13 protein-coding genes are annotated in these 15,944 nt (G+C 54.4%); 6 read left to right on the forward strand and 7 right to left on the reverse strand.

Going from position 1 to position 15,944, the window contains the following annotated elements; genetic code table 11:
* Positions 1–7: 7 nt before the first annotated feature.
* The 3 genes from aceF (at position 8) to ABLU80_RS09530 (ending at position 3,980) form a co-directional block, all read left to right on the forward strand.
* Positions 8–1,900, forward strand: coding sequence for a pyruvate dehydrogenase complex dihydrolipoyllysine-residue acetyltransferase (gene aceF, locus ABLU80_RS09520; RefSeq protein ID WP_049033255.1), 1,893 nt, complete (start codon positions 8–10; stop codon positions 1,898–1,900).
* A 206-nt stretch (positions 1,901–2,106) separates the two neighbouring features.
* Positions 2,107–3,531, forward strand: a complete 1,425-nt coding sequence (gene lpdA, locus ABLU80_RS09525) for a dihydrolipoyl dehydrogenase (protein WP_015368220.1) — start codon at positions 2,107–2,109, stop codon at positions 3,529–3,531.
* A gap of 164 nt (positions 3,532–3,695) precedes the next feature.
* Positions 3,696–3,980 (forward strand): hypothetical protein, encoded by a 285-nt coding sequence (locus ABLU80_RS09530; protein WP_015704416.1) that lies wholly within the window; start codon positions 3,696–3,698, stop codon positions 3,978–3,980.
* Between the two features lie 44 nt (positions 3,981–4,024).
* On the opposite strand, the gene ABLU80_RS09535 is transcribed toward ABLU80_RS09530, so the two are convergent.
* Both ABLU80_RS09535 and ABLU80_RS09540 read right to left on the reverse strand, forming a co-directional pair.
* A complete protein-coding gene (locus ABLU80_RS09535; protein ID WP_163366227.1) occupies positions 4,025–4,831 on the reverse strand; it encodes a DUF2950 family protein in 807 nt (268 codons plus the stop codon).
* 10 nt (positions 4,832–4,841) lie between these two features.
* Positions 4,842–6,482: a DUF3300 domain-containing protein gene (locus tag ABLU80_RS09540; protein WP_348849928.1), complete on the reverse strand. Its 1,641-nt coding sequence runs from the start codon at positions 6,480–6,482 to the stop codon at positions 4,842–4,844.
* Between the two features lie 355 nt (positions 6,483–6,837).
* Between ABLU80_RS09540 and acnB the strand changes: the two genes are divergently transcribed.
* Together acnB and yacL are read left to right on the forward strand one after the other, a co-directional pair.
* Positions 6,838–9,435 (forward strand): bifunctional aconitate hydratase 2/2-methylisocitrate dehydratase, encoded by a 2,598-nt coding sequence (gene acnB, locus ABLU80_RS09545; protein WP_015704419.1) that lies wholly within the window; start codon positions 6,838–6,840, stop codon positions 9,433–9,435.
* 186 nt (positions 9,436–9,621) lie between these two features.
* Positions 9,622–9,984 (forward strand): protein YacL, encoded by a 363-nt coding sequence (gene yacL / locus ABLU80_RS09550; protein ID WP_015368214.1) that lies wholly within the window; start codon positions 9,622–9,624, stop codon positions 9,982–9,984.
* Positions 9,985–10,058: 74 nt separating this feature from the next.
* On the opposite strand, the gene speD is transcribed toward yacL, so the two are convergent.
* The 5 genes from speD to ABLU80_RS09575 all read right to left on the reverse strand — a co-directional run bounded on the left by speD (position 10,059) and on the right by ABLU80_RS09575 (position 14,174).
* Positions 10,059–10,853: an adenosylmethionine decarboxylase gene (gene speD, locus ABLU80_RS09555; protein ID WP_015368213.1), complete on the reverse strand. Its 795-nt coding sequence runs from the start codon at positions 10,851–10,853 to the stop codon at positions 10,059–10,061.
* Between the two features lie 24 nt (positions 10,854–10,877).
* Positions 10,878–11,738 carry a polyamine aminopropyltransferase gene (gene speE, locus ABLU80_RS09560; RefSeq protein ID WP_032716034.1) on the reverse strand — a complete coding sequence of 287 codons (861 nt, stop codon included), beginning with the start codon at positions 11,736–11,738 and terminating at the stop codon, positions 10,878–10,880.
* A gap of 121 nt (positions 11,739–11,859) precedes the next feature.
* Positions 11,860–13,140, reverse strand: a complete 1,281-nt coding sequence (locus ABLU80_RS09565) for an FKBP-type peptidyl-prolyl cis-trans isomerase N-terminal domain-containing protein (RefSeq protein WP_348849929.1) — start codon at positions 13,138–13,140, stop codon at positions 11,860–11,862.
* 8 nt (positions 13,141–13,148) lie between these two features.
* Positions 13,149–13,562: a hypothetical protein gene (locus tag ABLU80_RS09570; protein WP_015368210.1), complete on the reverse strand. Its 414-nt coding sequence runs from the start codon at positions 13,560–13,562 to the stop codon at positions 13,149–13,151.
* Positions 13,563–13,826: 264 nt separating this feature from the next.
* Positions 13,827–14,174: a YacC family pilotin-like protein gene (locus ABLU80_RS09575; protein WP_015704423.1), complete on the reverse strand. Its 348-nt coding sequence runs from the start codon at positions 14,172–14,174 to the stop codon at positions 13,827–13,829.
* Positions 14,175–14,319: 145 nt separating this feature from the next.
* Here ABLU80_RS09575 and cueO point away from each other — a divergent pair, with 145 nt between their 5' ends.
* The gene (gene cueO, locus ABLU80_RS09580; protein ID WP_348849930.1) at positions 14,320–15,915 is read left to right on the forward strand and encodes a multicopper oxidase CueO; all 1,596 of its coding nucleotides are present in this window, start codon (positions 14,320–14,322) and stop codon (positions 15,913–15,915) included.
* The last annotated feature ends 29 nt before the right edge of the window (positions 15,916–15,944 follow it).

Here is a 15,944-nt window from a genome sequence, read left to right on the forward strand (position 1 = left end):
GAGAATAATGGCTATCGAAATCAAAGTACCGGACATCGGGGCTGATGAAGTTGAAATCACCGAGATCCTGGTCAAAGTTGGCGACAAAGTTGAAGCTGAACAGTCGCTGATCACCGTAGAAGGCGACAAGGCCTCTATGGAAGTTCCGTCTCCGCAGGCTGGCGTCGTGAAAGAGATTAAAGTCTCCGTCGGCGACAAAACCGAGACTGGCAAACTGATCATGATTTTCGATTCCGCCGAGGGTGCAGCAGCCGCTGCACCTGCGCAGGAAGAGAAAGCGGCTGCTCCGGCACCGGCAGCAGCGCCGGCGGCAAGCGCAGCGAAAGAAGTTCACGTACCGGATATCGGCGGCGATGAAGTTGAAGTCACCGAGATCATGGTTAAAGTGGGCGACACTATTGCCGCTGAGCAATCCCTGATCACCGTCGAAGGCGACAAAGCTTCTATGGAAGTTCCGGCGCCGTTCGCGGGTACCGTTAAAGAGATCAAAATCAACACCGGCGACAAAGTGTCCACCGGCTCCCTGATCATGATCTTCGAAGTGGCGGGCGCTGCGCCTGCAGCCGCTCCGGTACAGGCTGCCGCTCCGGCTGCAGCGGCACCGGCTGCAGCGGCTGGCGTGAAAGACGTTAACGTACCGGATATCGGCGGCGACGAAGTTGAAGTTACCGAAGTGATGGTAAAAGTCGGCGATAAAGTGGCTGCTGAGCAGTCACTGATCACCGTCGAAGGCGACAAAGCTTCTATGGAAGTTCCGGCGCCGTTCGCGGGTACCGTTAAAGAGATCAAAATCAGCACCGGCGACAAAGTATCCACCGGCTCTCTGATCATGGTCTTCGAAGTGGAAGGCGCCGCGCCTGCTGCTGCTCCGGCTCAGGCCGCGGCACCGGCACCGGCTGCTGCACCTGCACCGGCTCAGAAAGCTGCCGCGCCGGCTGCGAAAGCGGAAGGTAAAACCGAATTCGCTGAAAACGAAGCTTACGTTCACGCGACTCCGCTGATTCGTCGCCTGGCGCGCGAGTTCGGCGTAAACCTGGCGAAAGTGAAAGGGACCGGCCGTAAAGGTCGTATCCTGCGCGAAGACGTTCAGGCTTACGTGAAAGAAGCGGTTAAACGCGCTGAATCCGCACCGGCTGCTGCCGCAGGCGGCGGTCTGCCGGGCATGCTGCCATGGCCGAAAGTTGACTTCAGCAAGTTTGGCGAAATCGAAGAAGTGGAACTGGGTCGTATCCAGAAAATCTCTGGTGCGAACCTGAGCCGTAACTGGGTGATGATCCCGCACGTTACGCACTTCGACAAAACCGATATCACCGATCTGGAAGCGTTCCGTAAGCAGCAGAATGCCGAAGCTGAGAAGCGCAAACTGGACGTGAAATTCACCCCAGTGGTCTTCATCATGAAAGCCGTTGCCGCTGCGCTTGAGCAGATGCCGCGCTTCAACAGCTCGCTGTCCGAAGACGGTCAGCGCCTGACGCTGAAGAAATACATCAACATCGGTGTGGCGGTTGATACTCCGAACGGTCTGGTGGTTCCGGTCTTTAAAGACGTGAACAAGAAGAGCATCACCGAGCTGTCTCGCGAGCTGACCACCATCTCGAAGAAAGCGCGCGATGGCAAGCTGACTGCTGGCGAAATGCAGGGCGGTTGCTTCACCATCTCCAGCATCGGCGGCCTGGGTACTACCCACTTCGCGCCGATTGTTAACGCGCCGGAAGTGGCCATCCTGGGCGTGTCTAAGTCCGCGATGGAGCCGGTATGGAATGGTAAAGAGTTCGTTCCGCGTCTGATGCTGCCGATCTCTCTGTCCTTCGACCACCGCGTCATCGACGGTGCTGATGGTGCCCGCTTCATTACCATCATTAACAACACCTTGAGCGACATTCGCCGCCTGGTGATGTAAGCGAAAAAGCCGGCCTGACGGCCGGCTTTTTTCTGATAACCTCAGGCTGTTGAGGATTATCAGCAACAAAGGACAAAATCGTTTGCCGTTTGTTGTTTAAAAATTGTTAACAATTTTGTAAAATACACGCGGATAGAACGTCCCGGTGGACTTGGGCGTAATAATAAAAGCGTCAGACCCGCCGGATATAAATTACAGAGGTCATGATGAGTACTGAAATCAAAACTCAGGTCGTGGTACTTGGGGCAGGTCCTGCAGGCTACTCTGCAGCCTTCCGTTGCGCTGATTTAGGTCTGGAAACCGTCATCGTAGAACGTTACAGCTCTCTGGGCGGTGTTTGCCTGAACGTGGGTTGTATCCCTTCTAAAGCACTGCTTCACGTTGCTAAAGTTATCGAAGAAGCGAAAGCGCTGGCCGAACACGGCATCGTTTTCGGCGAACCGAAAACCGACATTGACAAGATCCGCACCTGGAAAGAAAAAGTTATCACTCAGCTGACCGGTGGTCTGGCTGGCATGGCCAAAGGTCGTAAAGTGAAGGTGGTTAACGGTCTGGGTAAATTCACCGGCGCTAACACCCTGGAAGTTGAAGGCGAAAACGGCAAAACCGTGATTAACTTCGACAACGCGATCATCGCGGCGGGCTCCCGTCCGATTCAATTGCCGTTTATCCCGCATGAAGATCCGCGCGTTTGGGATTCCACCGACGCTCTGGAACTGAAATCTGTACCAAAACGCATGCTGGTTATGGGCGGCGGTATCATCGGTCTGGAAATGGGTACCGTATACCATGCGCTGGGTTCAGAGATTGACGTGGTTGAAATGTTCGACCAGGTTATCCCGGCTGCCGACAAAGACGTGGTTAAAGTCTTCACCAAGCGTATCAGCAAGAAATTCAACCTGATGCTGGAAACCAAAGTGACTGCCGTTGAAGCAAAAGAAGACGGTATTTACGTTTCCATGGAAGGCAAAAAAGCCCCGGCGGAAGCGCAGCGTTACGACGCGGTGCTGGTAGCTATCGGCCGCGTGCCGAACGGTAAAAACCTCGACGCAGGCAAAGCCGGCGTGGAAGTTGACGATCGCGGCTTCATTCGCGTAGACAAACAAATGCGCACCAACGTGCCGCACATCTTTGCTATCGGCGATATCGTCGGTCAGCCGATGCTGGCGCACAAAGGCGTACACGAAGGTCACGTTGCCGCAGAAGTTATCTCCGGCCTGAAACACTACTTCGATCCGAAAGTGATCCCGTCCATCGCCTACACCGAGCCAGAGGTGGCATGGGTTGGCCTGACTGAGAAAGAAGCGAAAGAGAAAGGCATCAGCTACGAAACCGCCACCTTCCCGTGGGCTGCTTCCGGCCGTGCTATTGCTTCCGACTGCGCAGACGGTATGACCAAACTGATCTTCGACAAAGAGACCCACCGTGTTATCGGCGGCGCGATTGTCGGCACCAACGGCGGCGAGCTGCTGGGTGAAATCGGTCTGGCTATCGAAATGGGCTGCGACGCTGAAGACATCGCGCTGACTATCCACGCTCACCCGACTCTGCACGAGTCCGTTGGCCTGGCGGCAGAAGTCTTCGAAGGTAGCATTACCGACCTGCCAAACGCGAAAGCGAAGAAAAAGTAACTTTTTCTTTCAGCTAAAATGCATAAGCGGCTCTAAGAGCCGCTTTTTTTATCGCTAATGTTTAGAACTGTGTCCCTGTTCACAAACCGCTACACCTCATACATACTTTGAAAATAGTCACTCAGTAAACTAATAGCTAGTTAATTATATATCTGAGGTGTGAGATGAAACGCTTATTGACCACGGCGCTGTTAGCCACGATGTTCGTATCCGGTATGGCCTGCGCGGCTGATGCAACCATTCCATGGGCGGCGAACAGCGGCGGTACCGAAAGTACCCATATTGCGGCGATGGGTCAGGATCTGAATGCGCAGCACCAGTTGGTGACGAAGACGAATGAAGGGGTGTGGGCGGCGAATTCCGGGAGCATCAGCTCGGATGAAGCGGCGCTGACCAGTCAAAAACCTGCTTTTGCCGGTTATCCGGAGCTGATGCCGCACCAGGGCTAAGCATAAGAGAGTGCCCGGTTGCTATCGCGCAACCGGGCATTTTTTTATTGATTGACCGGCTGCCATCCCGCTGCTGAATCGGGGGCAAAATGCGTAATTGCCTGCGCTTTCGTCGCGCTTTCTTCGCCCAGGTTCGCCTGCCAGACTTGATCATTCTGATCGATCATGAAGCTCATCACCCCGGTTTCTCCCCATTCCACCGGCCAGGCCAGTAAGGCGACGCCTTGGTTATCGTTATCGGCGATAATGCGGAAGCGGTAGCCATGATAACCGGCGCCGGGCTCAGCCGGGCTAAAGGCCGGCCCCAGCGGGCTGGGCGTTTCGCCCGGTGAGGTTGGCCAGTACAGGCCATCTTTTTTGCCTTCGCTACTGATGATTTTTTGCGCCCAGCGATGATTCATTTGATAGTAATCCTGCTGGGCATCAACGTAGGCGTGCATGGCGGCAATTGCCGACAGTTCATTGCGGCCGATGGCGCGTGTGAGAATTTCATCTTCTCCGGCCGCCATATCAAAATGCCAGCCCTGTTCATCTTTGACAATGGGAATCGGCAACCGCCACGCTTCGCTACCGACATCAAGCCAGGCGCTATTACCCTGCTGGACAATGACGTGTTTCACCTGCCAGTCGCGCTGAAAGCGGTCGACGGCATTGGGATCAATACCATCGGTGGGTAAAAACTGCTGCCAGTTATCGCCGAGCAGATTATTGAGCGCGGCTTTATCACGATGATTGAGCGCATCGGCTAGCGCGCTTGCGGCTTTCTCCGGCGTGGGGAACGGTTGCTGGGCGAAGGCGGCGAGCGGCGACAGCATTAGCGTTAATAGGGCGATCTGTAATGGTTTTCTCATCTGCTCATCCTCAGCGACGACGCAATTCATGATGTTCGGAAAGACGCTCTCTGGCGGCGCCGCGCTGTTCGCTGCTCAAGCCGGAAATATTACGGCTTTGCAGCCCGCGCGCCTGCTGTGATTGCCAGGAGGGGGAGCGACTTTCGTTGCCGCTTAAGGCATTGGCGCGTACCGTGCTCACCGCTTGCTGACGTTGGGCCGGCGTCGCGGAGTGAATCTGCTGACGGCGCTGTTGTTGCTGAGGCGTTGGATTCTGCACGTGGCTCTTCACGGCCTCGCGATGCTGTTGCTGCTGTGGCGTTGGGTGTTGCAGCTGCGTTTTCGCCGCTTCGCGACGCTGCTGTTTGGCAGGCGTCGGCGTGCTGTCGTAGCCACGGTAGCTGCTGCGCTGGGTAGCCTGCTTCAATTGCTGAGAGGCTGCCTGACGCTGCGCATCGCGCGAGGCGCTAGTGGCCGCCAGTTTGCCTGCGCTGGCGGCAGGGGCGTTGGGATGCTGGAGCTGCATCATCGCCGCTTGCCGTTGAGCATTGCGATCGACCGGCGCATGCTGGGTTGCGCTGAGTCCGCCGGGCACATTGGTCTGATGATAGCGCTGGGCGACATTATTATTCGGATAAGGCACGTTGCCGCGATAGGCGGGGTTGTGCTGCCAGTTAACATGGTTACCCGGCAGATTCTGTCCGGTAATGCGGTTGAAATTATTCACATTAATATTGATGTTATCGCCATTGTGCTGGTAACCGCCGTGATGGTAATCGTCATCATGATGATGGTAATCATCGTCATCATCCCAGTCGATGCTGCTGAAGAGCGCCCAGGTGGTGGCGACGCCAAGGCTGTAACCAAAACCTTTGACGAAGCTATCGGTGAACTGCTCTCCAGGAGGCGGCGGCAGATAGACCGGGGGATAGGCGCTATTCGGCCAACTGCCGTAGACGGTCGAAGGGTTATAGCTTGGAACGTATACCACCTGCGGATTGGTCGGTTCAATTTTGATGATCTGCGAAGGCGCTGGCGATGGCGTTGAGGTTGTTGAGGTTGATACCGTGCTGCTATTCGATGACCTCGAAGAGGCCGGCGCGGCGGCCGTGACGGTCACCTTTTGTTGCGGTGTGGATTTTAATGTTCCGGTTTGTTGGGCAATAGCGCGCAGGCGCTGTACGGAATCCATCACGTCGTGCGGCTGGGCTAAAAATGCATCGCCAAGGTTTTCTACCCACGGCGGGTTTTCGCCCATCATTGCCAGCAGGGCGGGAAAAGCGACGAGGGATTTAACGCTCGGATCCCACGGCTGGTTGGCAACGGCCTGCACGGCAGCGTCGCCTTTCATCGACGGGTTATCCTGCGACCACTGCACCGCCTGCATGACGTTGTCCGGATAGGTGGAAGCCATCAGTACCTGCGAGAGTAAACTGTCCGGGTAGAGCGCGATTGGCGCGACCCATTGGTCGATTTGCGCCTGGGTATAGGTGGCGGCGACAGGTTGCGCTGGCGCAGTCGCTGGTGCTGACGTTGGCACAGGCTGCGCCGTCACCGGCGCTTCAGCGATAGTCTCTGGGGTACGACTTTTAACATATAGCGTTCCCGCCGCCGCGAGTAAGCCGGCGCTGCAGAGCAGGGCGATAATATGGGGTTTGAACGGTAGTGACATGGAAGCTCCTGACACAGAAATGTTACCCATCTCGCTCAAGTATCGGCGAAAACGGTACGTTACGGGAGTATATGAAGACGATATTGTTTTTTTTGATTTTTGTTGGGATCCTGACATTAAATCTGTAACAGAAATAAATTTATCTACCAGCATTTGAACAGAAAGCCTGCAATATCCTGCCCTTAACGATTCAGCTAAATTTTAATGTTGCTTTTTTGTAAACAGATTAACACCCTTCAAAAATCCTGCTATGCTGCCCTCGCGGTATCGGGCATTTACCCTACAAACTGCTGTCTCACAGGAGCGTGAAGAAAATCGCCTACCGCATTTTACAATGAGAGCGAGGAGAACCGTCGTGCTAGAAGAATACCGTAAGCACGTAGCTGAGCGTGCCGCCATGGGGATTGTTGCCAAACCCTTAGACGCAACCCAAATGGCCGCGCTGGTAGAACTGCTGAAAAACCCGCCAGCGGGTGAAGATGAATTCCTGTTAGATCTGCTTACCAACCGTGTACCGCCGGGCGTCGATGAAGCCGCCTATGTTAAAGCCGGATTCCTTGCCGCTATCGCTAAAGGCGAAGCGACCTCCCCACTGGTTACCCCTGAAAAAGCCGTTGAACTGCTGGGCACCATGCAGGGCGGTTACAATATTCATCCCCTGATTGAAGCGCTGGAAGATGCCAAACTGGCGCCGATTGCGGCGAAAGCGCTGTCCCATACCCTGCTGATGTTCGATAACTTCTATGACGTAGAAGAGAAAGCCAAAGCGGGTAATGAATACGCTAAACAGGTTATGCAATCCTGGGCTGACGCCGAGTGGTTCCTGAACCGTCCGCAACTGGCGGAAAAAATTACCGTTACCGTCTTCAAAGTTACCGGCGAAACCAATACCGATGACTTGTCTCCGGCGCCTGATGCCTGGTCCCGTCCGGATATCCCACTGCACGCTCTGGCGATGCTGAAAAACGCTCGTGAAGGTATTGAGCCGGATCAGCCGGGCGCAGTCGGTCCGATTAAACAAATTGAAGCGCTGCAGCAGAAAGGCTTCCCGCTGGCCTACGTTGGCGACGTTGTCGGTACCGGTTCTTCGCGTAAATCCGCCACCAACTCGGTGCTGTGGTTCATGGGCGACGATATCCCGAACGTACCGAACAAGCGCGGCGGCGGCCTGTGCCTGGGCGGCAAAATTGCGCCTATCTTCTTCAATACCATGGAAGATGCGGGCGCGCTGCCTATTGAAGTGGACGTGAGCAACCTGAACATGGGCGACGTCATTGACGTTTACCCGTTCAAAGGCGAAGTGCGTAACCACGAAACCAACGAGCTGTTGGCAAGCTTCGAACTGAAAACCGATGTACTGATCGACGAAGTGCGCGCCGGTGGCCGTATTCCGCTGATCATTGGTCGCGGCCTGACGACCAAAGCGCGCGAAGCGCTGGGTCTGCCGCATAGCGACGTCTTCCGTCATGCGAAAGATGTGGCGGAAAGCAACCGCGGCTTCTCTCTGGCGCAGAAAATGGTTGGCCGCGCCTGCGGCGTTGCCGGTATCCGTCCGGGCGCTTATTGCGAGCCGAAAATGACCTCCGTCGGTTCTCAGGACACCACCGGTCCAATGACCCGCGATGAGCTGAAAGACCTGGCGTGCCTGGGCTTCTCCGCTGACCTGGTGATGCAGTCCTTCTGTCACACTGCAGCCTATCCGAAGCCGGTTGACGTCACCACGCACCACACTCTGCCGGACTTCATCATGAACCGCGGCGGTGTTTCACTGCGTCCGGGCGATGGCGTTATCCACTCCTGGCTGAACCGTATGCTGCTGCCTGATACCGTAGGTACCGGCGGCGACTCCCATACCCGTTTCCCGATTGGTATCTCCTTCCCGGCGGGCTCAGGTCTGGTGGCCTTCGCCGCCGCGACCGGCGTGATGCCGCTGGATATGCCGGAATCAGTACTGGTGCGCTTCAAAGGTAAAATGCAGCCGGGCATTACCCTGCGCGACCTGGTTCACGCCATCCCGCTGTATGCTATCAAGCAGGGCCTGCTGACCGTTGAGAAGAAAGGGAAGAAAAACATCTTCTCTGGCCGCATCCTTGAAATCGAAGGTCTGCCGGATCTGAAAGTCGAGCAGGCATTTGAACTGACCGATGCTTCCGCCGAGCGTTCAGCTGCAGGTTGTACCATCAAGCTGAACAAAGAGCCGATCGTTGAGTATCTGAACTCCAACATCGTCCTGCTGAAGTGGATGATCGCAGAAGGTTACGGCGATCGTCGTACGCTGGAGCGCCGTATCCAGGGCATGGAAAAATGGCTGGCGGATCCGCAACTGCTGGAAGCCGACGCTGATGCGGAATACGCGGCAGTGATCGACATCGATCTGGCGGATATCAAAGAGCCAATCCTGTGCGCACCGAACGATCCGGACGATGCGCGTCTGCTGTCAGACGTGCAGGGCGAGAAGATCGACGAAGTGTTTATCGGTTCCTGCATGACCAACATTGGCCACTTCCGTGCTGCCGGTAAACTGCTGGACAGCCACAAAGGCCAACTGCCGACTCGCCTGTGGGTGGCGCCGCCAACCCGTATGGATGCCGCGCAGTTGACTGAAGAAGGCTACTACAGCGTGTTTGGTAAGAGCGGCGCGCGTATCGAAATCCCTGGCTGTTCCCTGTGTATGGGTAACCAGGCGCGCGTGGCTGACGGTGCGACGGTCGTGTCGACCTCTACCCGTAACTTCCCGAACCGTTTAGGTACCGGCGCCAACGTCTATCTGGCCTCTGCCGAACTGGCGGCGGTTGCTTCTCTGCTGGGCAAACTGCCGACGCCGGAAGAGTATCAGACCTTCGTCGCTCAGGTTGATAAGACAGCGGAAGATACCTATCGCTACCTGAACTTTAACCAGCTGGATCAGTACACTGAAAAAGCTGACGGCGTGATCTTCCAGACCGCCGTGTAATCCGTTCGGTCAGCCCGGCTGACCGTTTGGCTACAAACTCTCCAATGCCCGCTGAACATTGCATCAGCGGGCATTTTTATTTTTAAACCTCCCACCCGTTGCGCTTTTTTTCTTCCTGTCTGCTGCGATAATTAGGTTATGGGTACAGTGCAGCGGTGACGCATTGCCCTTGCAGAGGAAAAGATTATGGATTACGAATTTCTGCGCGATATTACCGGTGTGGTAAAGGTGCGAATGTCGATGGACCACGAGGCGATTGGTCACTGGTTCAACGAAGAGGTGAAAGATAACCTGGCCCTTCTGGATGAAGTGGAACAGGCAGCGCGCACCGTGAAAGGCAGTGAACGTTCCTGGCAGCGGGCCGGCCATGAATATACGTTGTGGCTGGATGGCGAAGAAGTGATGATCCGCGCCAACCAACTGGAATTTTCCGGCGATGAAATGGAAGAGGGGATGAATTACTACGACGAAGAGAGCCTCTCTCTTTGCGGCGTGGAGGATTTCCTGCAGGTGGTTGCCGCATACCGTGAATTTATGCAGCAGCGTTAATCATTCGTTCGGTGCCGGGCGGCGCGGAACCCCGTAGGCCCGGCAAGCAAAAGCGCCGCCGGGCATTTCAGTCATTACACCGCAGGGATATTGCGGGCGTAATAAATTTCCCGCATCTCTTTCCACAGCAGGTCGGTAATCACCTTGCGCTCTTGTTCGCTTAACTCTTCCGGTTTGGTGTGGAACATGTAGTGTTTCAGATCGAACTCTTTCAGCATCATTTTGGTATGGAACATATTTTCCTGATAGACGTTCACGTCCACCATGTCATAGAGCGACTTCATATCTTCTGACATGAAGTTCTGAATAGAGTTGATTTCATGATCGATAAAATGCTTCATGCCGTTGATATCACGGGTGAAACCACGCACGCGATAATCAATGGTTACGATATCGGATTCCAGTTGGTGAATCAGGTAGTTCAGCGCCTTCAGCGGTGAAATCACTCCACAGGTGGAGACTTCAATATCGGCGCGGAAGGTGCACAGACCGCCTTCCGGATGGCTTTCCGGATAGGTATGCACGCAGATGTGGCTTTTATCGAGATGTGCGACCACGGTCTCAGGCAGCGGGCCCGGATGCTCGCTCTGATCGATAAGCTGCGGATCGATAGGCTCTTCGCTAACCAAAATGGTGACGCTTGCGCCCTGCGGTTCATAATCCTGGCGTGCGATGTTGAGTATGTTGGCGCCAATGATTGAACAGGTCTCGGAGAGGATTTCCGTCAGGCGGTTGGCATTATAGAGTTCATCGATATAGGCGATATAGCCATCGCGCTCTTCGGCGGTTTTAGCGTAGCAGATATCGTAAATACAAAAACTCAGGCTTTTAGTCAGGTTGTTGAAGCCGTGCAGCTTAAGCTTTTTCAATTTGGTTCACCTCCTCGTTTCAGGTTAGCTGGCGGTCAGCGCATCCAGCAGGTATTGCGGTAGCGCGAAAGCCGCGGTATGAATTGCCGGGTTGTAATAACGGCATTTCAGCCCGGCGCTATGGAAGCGGGCCTGAATAATTTCCGTCGACAAATGACGCAGGGCTTCATTATCGGTCGCCCAGGCAAAGGTCATGATACCGCCATAGTAGGTCGGGATCGCCGCCTGGTAGAAGCTGACATCGGTGAAATAGTGGCTGAGTTTGCGATGGCTGCCTACCGCTTCATCCTGCTGCAGGAAGCTTACGCCGTTCTGGGCAACGAAAATTCCGCCGGGGTTCAGGCAACGTTTACAGCCAGCATAAAACGCCGAGGTAAACAGGCTCTCACCGGGGCCGATCGGGTCAGTACAGTCGGAGATAATGACATCAAAAGTTTGTGACGTTTGGTTGACGAAGTTCACGCCGTCATCAATCACCAGCGTAAAGCGCGGGTCGTCATAGGCGCCGGCGTTATGGTTTGGAAGGTACTGGCGGCAGAACGATACCACTCCGGCGTCGATTTCCACCATGGTAATGGTTTCGATATGTTGGTGGCGGGAGACTTCACGCAGCATCGCGCCATCGCCGCCGCCGATGATCAGCACGTGCTTTGCGTGACCATGGGCCAGCAGCGGAACGTGGGTCATCATTTCATGGTAAATAAACTCATCGCGCTCGGTGGTTTGCACCACGCCATCAAGCGCCATCACGCGGCCAAATGCCGCATTTTCGAAGATGATTAAATCCTGATGATCGGTCTTCTCATGGTACAGCACGTTATCAACGGTAAAATATTGACCAAAATGGTCGTGCAGCGTCTCATGCCACTGATTACTCTCGGCCATGGCTTACTCCTCCTTTGTTAACTTCTGTGGTGCCCACAAAGCGGGCACCCCATCATAGCCAACTATAGATAGAGATTGATATGGCGAATAGTGAACCTTCTACTGTTTGGCTGAACTCTCGCTAGCGTGAGGTTTTCGGCGCAGGTGTTTTGGGTTGTTGATCGCTGTTGGGCCTGACGTCAACAATTCGCACGGTATACACCATCGTCGCGCCCGGCGGAATTTTTCCAGGGAGCCCTTTGCTGCCGTAGGCGCGCTCCGATGGAACCACGATAGTGATGGCGCCATGGTTATTCAGGCGTTTAAGCGGTTCACGGAAGGTCACGGGATACTGACTTAGCGCCTGTGACCAGACCTTATCTTCGGCTTCCATATCGTTTATCACGGTACCGTCGATCAAGCTTTCTTTGATAACGACGGTGACGATATCGTTATCATCAATTTCACCTTTGCCGGGGTAGTCAATGCGGCTATAGATCCCGCCTTTGAGTAGAACGCCTTTCTGCGCGGCAAATTGCTGCTGATACTCTTTACCTTCGCGGAGGGTTTGCTGCTCAATTTTATCAATGTTTTTGTATAACCGCTGCGACACGTCGAAAAGCGCCTTATTGCGCGCTTGTTCATCCAGCGCCAGCTTACCGGCAAAAACATCGTTAATGCCCTTAATAACGGTCTCCTGTTGCAGATTTAACCCTTTCGCTGCCTGGCTGGACAGCGTTTTAAGCGCATCTTGCCCTATTGATACACCGACGGAGTATGCCTGCTGCTGTGGGGCATTACTGAGGTTTAGCGCGGGTGATTCGGTTGCCGCGGTGGTGGTTTTTACTGCGGCGAGTTCGGCGCTCAGCTTCTGCTTCTCCGCTATTGCCGCAGCCAGCTTATCGCTCAGGGCCTGCTTGTCTGTCTCCAGCGCGTTGAGCTTTACCGTTTGCGCCTGCAGAGCGGCGGCAGAGCGTTTGAGATTATCAGCGCCGTCGGCTTTTTCCTGCTGGAAGGTGAGGGCTTGCTGAACAAGCCGCTTGTTTTCCGTGTCCAGCGCGGTTATCCGGCCCTGAAGCTGTGCGATGGTTTTATTCAACGCTGAATTATCTACCGGCGCTGGCGTGGCGGCGGGAGATTGTGATTTTAGCTGTGCCTGCAGCTGGCGGATGGTCTTATCTTTGTCGGCAATGAGACTTTTTTGCGCGGCCAGTTTTTTTTGCAGCGCTGCCGTGTTGTTGTCGCGGGCCCTGACGGGTTTACTGGCCTCCGGCGCCGGAGGTATTTCTTTCTTCTCTTTTTTCTCCTGCTGCTGGACATAGTTGAGAAACGCAGGCGCGCCGTCATCCGCTTGCGCATGACCAATAAAAAGGGACGCCAGCAAAAGGAAGGCCAGCGTCATTATATTAAGGCGAATTATCATAGCGCCTGTCACTTCACCGCATTATCGCCGCGCATGACCAGACTATCGATCAGCGACTTTTCAATATCGGCGCAAAGCTTGATGGATTTAAATTGATACATGGAATCGATGCCCTGACGGGTGGGATCGGCGACTTTCGTACGCACTGAATTATATTGCGACGCCGCACCTATCAGCGCGGTGAATTCACTACCCAGTCTTGAGGCTTCTTTCGGATTAACCTCTTTTAACGAATCTAAAGCCTGGCGACAGGCATTAAGCCGCTCCTGTTCAGCGGCCAGCCGCAGCTTTTCATTCTGTTGCGCATCGGTGGCGATGGCGATTGGTGGCGTTATGGGTGTGTTAGCCTGACGATGTGCCTGGCAGCCAGCTAGCATGATAAACGCGAACGGAAGTAAGCGAAAAAAAGGTGAGATATTCAAAATGTCATTCCATTGCAATAAGAGAGGTTACTGGCGATTTTAATTCGCTTGATGGCCTTTGCAATAAATGACGAGTTGAATTGTTTGCTCTTGAATGTGATTTTTACTGATAAATTAAGCTAACGGTTAATTAATAAAACTAAATAGTATCAGGGGGCGTCAAATATAAATACCGGTTAATGAATTCATATTTCGTCAATGTTGGTGGAGAGGGGGAGGCGTGAATACACAGATGCAGCCGCATCGCCGCGGCTGCAGATAGGCTTACTTCACATAGGCCAGCAGGCTGAGGGAGTCTCGGGCCAGAGCTTTGCATTTTTTGGCTGTTGGGATTTTGATACCGCTGAGATCGCGATAGCTGTCCTCACCTAATGCTTTCATATTAAAGCTGTCGTAGTTGCTGAGATCCCATTGGTTTTGCTGGGCAAAAAAGACCAACGCGCGGCGAATTTGCGTATTTGGCAAATTTTGATAGCCGCAATCGTTTTTCAGGAATACAAATACCGCCGTTAAATCAGCCATATCTTCCGCTTCGGATTCACTTAATGCATAGCTATTGGCGGAGAGGGCGAGCAGGCTGCCAAACAGCATTGTTCTGAAAAACGTCTTCATTTTTTCTACCATTGAAACACGGACAATCAAAGTTAGCATACTTCTTTACACCACGCAGAGCTTTATTCACAAGCTTCTGCTTGACCTTCCCGTTGCGGGAGGGTTTAAGCTTAAATATTCACCAGCAGAATAAAAGGATGTGAAAATGCAACGTCGTGAGTTTATCAAATTAAGCGCCGCGCTTGGCGCGGTCAGCGCCTTACCGCTCTGGAGCCGTTCGGTATTCGCTGCTGGCCGTCCGGCTTTGCCGGTCCCGGATTTATTGACCGCCGACGCGCGCAATCGCATTACGCTGACGATTCAAGCCGGAAAGACGCAGTTTGGCCCGCATCTTGCGACGACCTGGGGTTATAACGGCAACCTCCTCGGGCCTGCGTTGAAGCTGAAGCAAGGTGAAACGGTGACGGTAGATATTCATAACCGCCTGGCGGAGGAGACCACGGTCCACTGGCATGGGCTGGAAGTGCCTGGCGAAGTCGATGGCGGCCCGCAGGGCGTCATCGCCGCAGGAGCCTCAAGGACGGTGAGTTTTACGCCGACGCAGCGAGCGGCGACCTGCTGGTTCCATCCCCATCAGCATGGTAAAACCGGCCGTCAGGTCGCTATGGGGCTGGCGGGTTTGGTGCTGATTGAAGATGTCGAGAGCGGGCAATTACTGCTGCCGAAGCAGTGGGGAATTGATGATATTCCGGTGATCGTGCAGGACAAAAGATTCAATGCCAATGGAGAAATAGATTATCAGCTCGATATCATGAGCGCCGCCGTTGGCTGGTTTGGCGATACCCTGTTGACTAACGGCGCGCTGTATCCCGAACACGCTCCACCGCGCGGTTGGCTGCGCCTGCGTCTGCTTAATGGTTGTAATGCCCGCTCGCTGAATTTCGCTACCAGCGATCGCCGCCCAATGTATGTAGTAGCAAGCGACGGCGGCCTGTTGGCGGAACCGGTCAAAGTGAGCGAACTGCCGGTACTGATGGGCGAGCGCTTTGAGGTATTGATTGATACCCGCGACGGAAAGGCATTTGATCTCCTGACGCTGCCGGTGAGCCAGATGGGGATGGCGATTGCGCCATTTGATAAGCCGCAGCCGGTGCTCCGTATACAGCCGCTATTGATCCCGGCATCCGGTAAGCTACCCGATACTTTGGCGGCGATGCCCGCGCTGCCGTCACTGGAGGGACTGACGCAGCGCACGCTGCAGCTGTCGATGGATCCGATGCTCGATATGATGGGAATGCAGGCGCTGATGAAGAAATATGGCGACCAGGCGATGTCCGGTATGAACCATGGGATGATGATGGATCATGGCGACATGGGCAATATGAATCACGGTCAGATGAAGAATATGAACCATGGTGGCGGAATGGGACATGGCGCTTCATCTGATAAGGGCTTCGATTTCCATAACGCCAACCGTATCAACGGTAAAGCCTTTGATATGAATGTGCCGATGTTCGCCGCGGCCAGGGGGCAGTACGAGCGCTGGCTGATCTCCGGCAAGGGCGACATGATGCTGCATCCTTTCCATATTCATGGCACGCAATTCCGTATTCTGAGTGAAAATGGCCAGGCGCCAGCGGCGCATCGTCGCGGCTGGAAGGATACGGTAAGAGTGGAGGGCGGGGTGAGTGAAGTGCTGGTGAAGTTCGATCATCAGGCGCCCAAGGAGTTTGCCTATATGGCACACTGTCATCTACTGGAGCATGAAGACACCGGGATGATGTTGGGGTTCACCGTTTAGGAGTGTGCGGCCTGCCGCCCTCTCCCATA

This window comes from Klebsiella sp. CN_Kp104, assembly GCF_040064515.1.
GTDB classification, from domain to species: Bacteria; Pseudomonadota; Gammaproteobacteria; order Enterobacterales; family Enterobacteriaceae; genus Klebsiella; species Klebsiella aerogenes.

Bases quoted from the DNA above. Each gene is read 5' to 3' on its own strand.
- ABLU80_RS09540 (WP_348849928.1), bottom strand. From the start codon at position 6,482: ATGTCACTACCGTTCAAACCCCATATTATCGCCCTGCTCTGCAGCGCC.
- speE (WP_032716034.1), bottom strand. From the start codon at position 11,738: ATGGCCGAGAGTAATCAGTGGCATGAGACGCTGCACGACCATTTTGGT.
- yacL (WP_015368214.1), top strand. From the start codon at position 9,622: ATGGATTACGAATTTCTGCGCGATATTACCGGTGTGGTAAAGGTGCGA.
- cueO (WP_348849930.1), top strand. From the start codon at position 14,320: ATGCAACGTCGTGAGTTTATCAAATTAAGCGCCGCGCTTGGCGCGGTC.
- aceF (WP_049033255.1), top strand. From the start codon at position 8: ATGGCTATCGAAATCAAAGTACCGGACATCGGGGCTGATGAAGTTGAA.
- ABLU80_RS09575 (WP_015704423.1), bottom strand. From the start codon at position 14,174: ATGAAGACGTTTTTCAGAACAATGCTGTTTGGCAGCCTGCTCGCCCTC.
- ABLU80_RS09565 (WP_348849929.1), bottom strand. From the start codon at position 13,140: ATGATAATTCGCCTTAATATAATGACGCTGGCCTTCCTTTTGCTGGCG.
- lpdA (WP_015368220.1), top strand. From the start codon at position 2,107: ATGAGTACTGAAATCAAAACTCAGGTCGTGGTACTTGGGGCAGGTCCT.
- ABLU80_RS09530 (WP_015704416.1), top strand. From the start codon at position 3,696: ATGAAACGCTTATTGACCACGGCGCTGTTAGCCACGATGTTCGTATCC.
- ABLU80_RS09535 (WP_163366227.1), bottom strand. From the start codon at position 4,831: ATGAGAAAACCATTACAGATCGCCCTATTAACGCTAATGCTGTCGCCG.